This window comes from Paenibacillus sp. 1_12, from assembly GCF_900114475.1.
Lineage (GTDB): Bacteria > Bacillota > Bacilli > Paenibacillales > NBRC-103111 > Paenibacillus_S.
On sequence record NZ_FOTE01000057.1, the window covers coordinates 1 to 3935 of the forward strand.

General features: G+C 36.5%; 4 protein-coding genes. 3 read left to right on the forward strand and 1 reads right to left on the reverse strand.

The window, feature by feature from the left end; genetic code table 11:
* Nucleotides 1-459 precede the first annotated feature (459 nt).
* Nucleotides 460-1350 carry a LysR family transcriptional regulator gene (locus tag BM210_RS34050; RefSeq protein WP_091177095.1) on the reverse strand — a complete coding sequence of 297 codons (891 nt, stop codon included), beginning with the start codon at nucleotides 1348-1350 and terminating at the stop codon, nucleotides 460-462.
* 127 nt (nucleotides 1351-1477) lie between these two features.
* On the opposite strand from BM210_RS34050, the gene BM210_RS34055 reads away from it, so the two are divergent.
* The 3 genes from BM210_RS34055 (at nucleotide 1478) to BM210_RS34065 (ending at nucleotide 3425) form a co-directional block, all read left to right on the forward strand.
* A complete protein-coding gene (locus tag BM210_RS34055) occupies nucleotides 1478-2212 on the forward strand; it encodes an SDR family oxidoreductase (protein ID WP_091177096.1) in 735 nt (244 codons plus the stop codon).
* Between the two features lie 4 nt (nucleotides 2213-2216).
* Nucleotides 2217-2729 (forward strand): cyclophilin-like fold protein, encoded by a 513-nt coding sequence (locus tag BM210_RS34060; RefSeq protein WP_091177097.1) that lies wholly within the window; start codon nucleotides 2217-2219, stop codon nucleotides 2727-2729.
* Nucleotides 2730-2840: 111 nt separating this feature from the next.
* Complete coding sequence (locus BM210_RS34065; protein ID WP_091177098.1) at nucleotides 2841-3425, forward strand: sugar O-acetyltransferase; 585 nt, start codon at nucleotides 2841-2843, stop codon at nucleotides 3423-3425.
* Nucleotides 3426-3935 lie beyond the last annotated feature (510 nt).

The window sequence follows — 3935 nt, forward strand, 5'->3', positions numbered from 1 at the left end:
TACGTCGTTCTTTGGGCATCGTAGATTCGCTCCTGTCTGATATCTTTATTCTACTAGCCCTCAATTTATCTGTCCAACTTACTATAGCCGATCCAGCTCAATAAAGTACATATGAAAAAAAACACCCACTTTTGTGCAGATGGTTAAATACAAAACATCATCAGAATCGCAAAAACGGCCCTAATATCCAATTTATCTTTCATTGGTCGAAGTTAACATCGACTGAAATTGGAAAATTAGGGCCTTTATGTTTTGTTAAACGGGTTTGGATGGTTTTGTAGCTGCCGCGGTAACATGCTCACAAAATATAGGGATTTGTACATATGTACCCCTGGGCGTTGAGCTAACTGTCAGTAATGCGGAGTGTGGGAAGTATCAATGATGGTATCTAAGTGATTATTCAAATGATCAATTAGATACAAAAGTCTTTCAAGCCTATTTTTCTTCGTCGATAGACAGTTATGAATTGTATATTTTTATATTATTTCGTAGCTGATCTAAGAATTTATTTGCTGCATTAGAAAACACTTGATGTTTTTTCCAGATAATATTTAAATTAGCTTCTAATTTGGGCTTTAAAGGTTTAAAGCAAAGCTTGCTATCTCCTGATGTATTAATAAGTTTATCCAAGCATAATGCATATCCAATATTTTCTTCAACCATTCGTGCAGCGTTGTAAAGCAGATTATAGGTTGCGACAATATTGAGATCCTCAATATTCTCTCCAAACCATCCTGTGAATTCGTTACTGACAGCAGTTTGACGTGAAATCAGCAGTGGTTTATCTATTAAATCTATTGGCTGAATGAACGTCTTGTACGCTAAAGGACTATCTTTGCGCATTAAAACACCCCAAACATCAGTGGCTGGTAATTTTATGTAATCGTATTTTTGTTTATCTGTGGGTTCTATGACAATGCCAAAATCTAATAATCCACTGTCTAACCTGCTAGTAATGTCGTCAGCATTACCACTATATAAATGAAATCGAATACTTGGATAATGTTCAAGTAATTCTTTTGATGCTCTGGCAATAAAATTCATAGCTTCTGTTTCACCACCACCAATGTAAATTTCACCGCTAATGATTTCTTTTGATTCTTTAAAATTGGCTTCGGTTTTATCTACTAGCTCAACGATTTCTTTCGCTTTTTTAAATAAGTATCTCCCTTCGTCCGTTAAAGTAATTTTTCGATTTCCTCTTTCAAATAAAGTTGCTCCTAATTCCATTTCAAGGTCTTTTAATTGTCTTGATAATGTAGGTTGGGACAAATGCAGCTGTTTTGAAGCAGCCAAAATATTCTCTTCATTCGCTACAGCAATGAAATAGCGTAACACTCGAATTTCCATAACAGTCTCCTTAATATATGTATGCTTAATAGGCATAAGAGTGTATTTGATATAAGTATTAGATATTTGAATCATATCTATTTATGATGTAGCTGAAAAGGGTAAACTTTTAAAGGAGGATTTATAGATGGCTATAAAAGATAAAGTGATTATTATTATGGGGGCATCTAGTGGAATTGGTGAAGCAACTGCAAAGTTACTTGCAAAACGTGATGCAATGTTGGTATTAGCTGCACGCCGCTTGGATCGTCTTGAAGCTATTAAAGGAGAATTTCCTGAATCAAATATTCTCATTCAACAAGCGGATGTGACAAACTATGAAGATGTGAACAAGGTCGCGAAACTCGCATTAGACGCATATGGCAGAATCGATGTTCTTTATAACAATGCGGGTATAATGCCAACTTCACCAATCGTTGAAGGACGTCGTGAAGAGTGGAAGCAAATGCTTGATATCAATATTATGGGAGTTTTAAACGGAATCGCTGCGGTGTTGCCAATTATGGAAAAACAAAAATCAGGGCATATTATTACAACGGATTCTGTGGCAGGACATGTAGTATACCCTAATTCAGCCGTGTATTGTGGAACAAAGTTTGCAGTTCGTGCCATCATGGAAGGATTAAGACAAGAACAAAGAGAAAATCACATCAAGTCGACAATCATATCACCAGGAGCAGTTGAAACAGAGCTATATAAAACAATTAGTGATAAAAAAGTTTCTGAAGAACTTCACAAAGCCCAAAAAGAGTGGGGACTATCACCAGAGGATATTGCGTCAGCTGTAGTTTTTACGATTGATACACCTAATCGCATGATGGTTAGTGATATGATTGTCCGCCCAACTACACAGGAAATCTAAACATATGAAACGAATTAGGGTTGTATTCATACTTTTTCTATCTATGCTACCCCTTATTGGATGTAGCGTAGAGGAAAAAGAAAAGACGAATCCAGAAAATGTAATAACTACATCTGTACAAGAACCGCATTATCAATCAACAAAAGGGTCAAATATGATTGAAGAAAAACAACAAATTATACTTTCATTTGGGGATGAGGAGCTTACGGTAATCATCGAAAATAACGCCACTGTTGTAGATTTTGTAAAACTCTTACCCTTGAAGTTGGATATGAGAGACCTGTATAATCGCGAAAAATTTGCGAAGGTTCATGGATTACATGTTGATCAAACTGTGTCAAGCTATGATAAAGGAGATATATCTTATTGGGTACCAGGGGAGGTGTTAGTCATCTATTATAAGGACGATGATGAGTATATCAGCGGTCTTGTAAAAATCGGTGAAATCATGGAGGGTGTCGAAGTATTAGAAAACTATCCAGGGAATATCGAAGTAACGATTGATATTAAAAGGTAAATGTATGACCTGAAATTCAATAATCTTATATGTATTTGATATTTCTTAACGGGTATTATTAGCCCAAAAAAAACAAGAAATATATTTAATTTAGGCAGGTGATTTTTAAAAATGAACATGAAAGATTTTATAGATTTTTGTAAGAAAGGCAATCCAATTTCGGGTGAGGATAAAGAATTGCATGGATTATTAACTCAATGTAGTTATCAAGCTCAAAAGATCACAATGGAATTGAATACATCCTATCATTCAAGAGAAGAAATAGTGGAGATTTTTAGTGAACTAACAGGCAATAAAGTTGATTCGTCTTTTATGTGTTTTCCGCCGTTTTATACAGACTTTGGAAAAAATATTACTATAGGTAAGAATGTGTTTTTCAACACAGGCTGTTCCTTCCAAGATAGAGGTGGAATTAGTATTGAAGACGGTACAATGATTGGTATGAATGTTACGATTGCTACACTTAATCATGGGTTACCTTTGGAAACGAGAAATGTAACCTACCCTTCTCCAGTTATCATTGGTGAAAATGTATGGATTGGGTCAAACGCAACCATACTGCCCGGCGTGACGATTGGGGACAACTCTGTTGTTGCGGCAGGAGCAGTTGTCACTAAAAATGTTCCAGAGAATACTGTCGTTGCAGGAGTTCCAGCAAAAGAGCTTAAAAAAATAAATATTAATTTGGAATACTGAGCATCTGGAGTGCTGTGTTTTGCTAGTAAGTACGCATTGATTTAGATCCCCTTTTACCTTATCTGATAAACTCAAGTGTAACGCCGCTTGAGTTTTTTCATTCGTCCATACGGAGAACAAACTCAGACCGTTCCATTTCTTTGGTAGTTCGCGCCGAATTGTTGCACCGATAAATCGAAATTAGTCGTAGAAGTATTCGTGTTTACTTTCATTGTATAGAACTCATCATATAACGAGTTGAGTTCCAAAGTGGAACCCGATGAAGAATATTTCAATTTTAAGTAAATGAAATTAACGTTCAACGGCTGCCGTTGTTCCGAGGATACAATAAGTAACGGAGCTGACGTTGAACTAACGGGTACGACAGTTCAATGGAAACAGGGAGCAGACCGCGGTAGCAGTTGCTCCCTGTTTCCATTGAACCTTCCTGTAGGGCTTAAGAAATGACCTTTGCCAAAAAAGAAGCACCTCGGTATGATGGGGTTGTCCACGGGTTCGAAACCCAATACC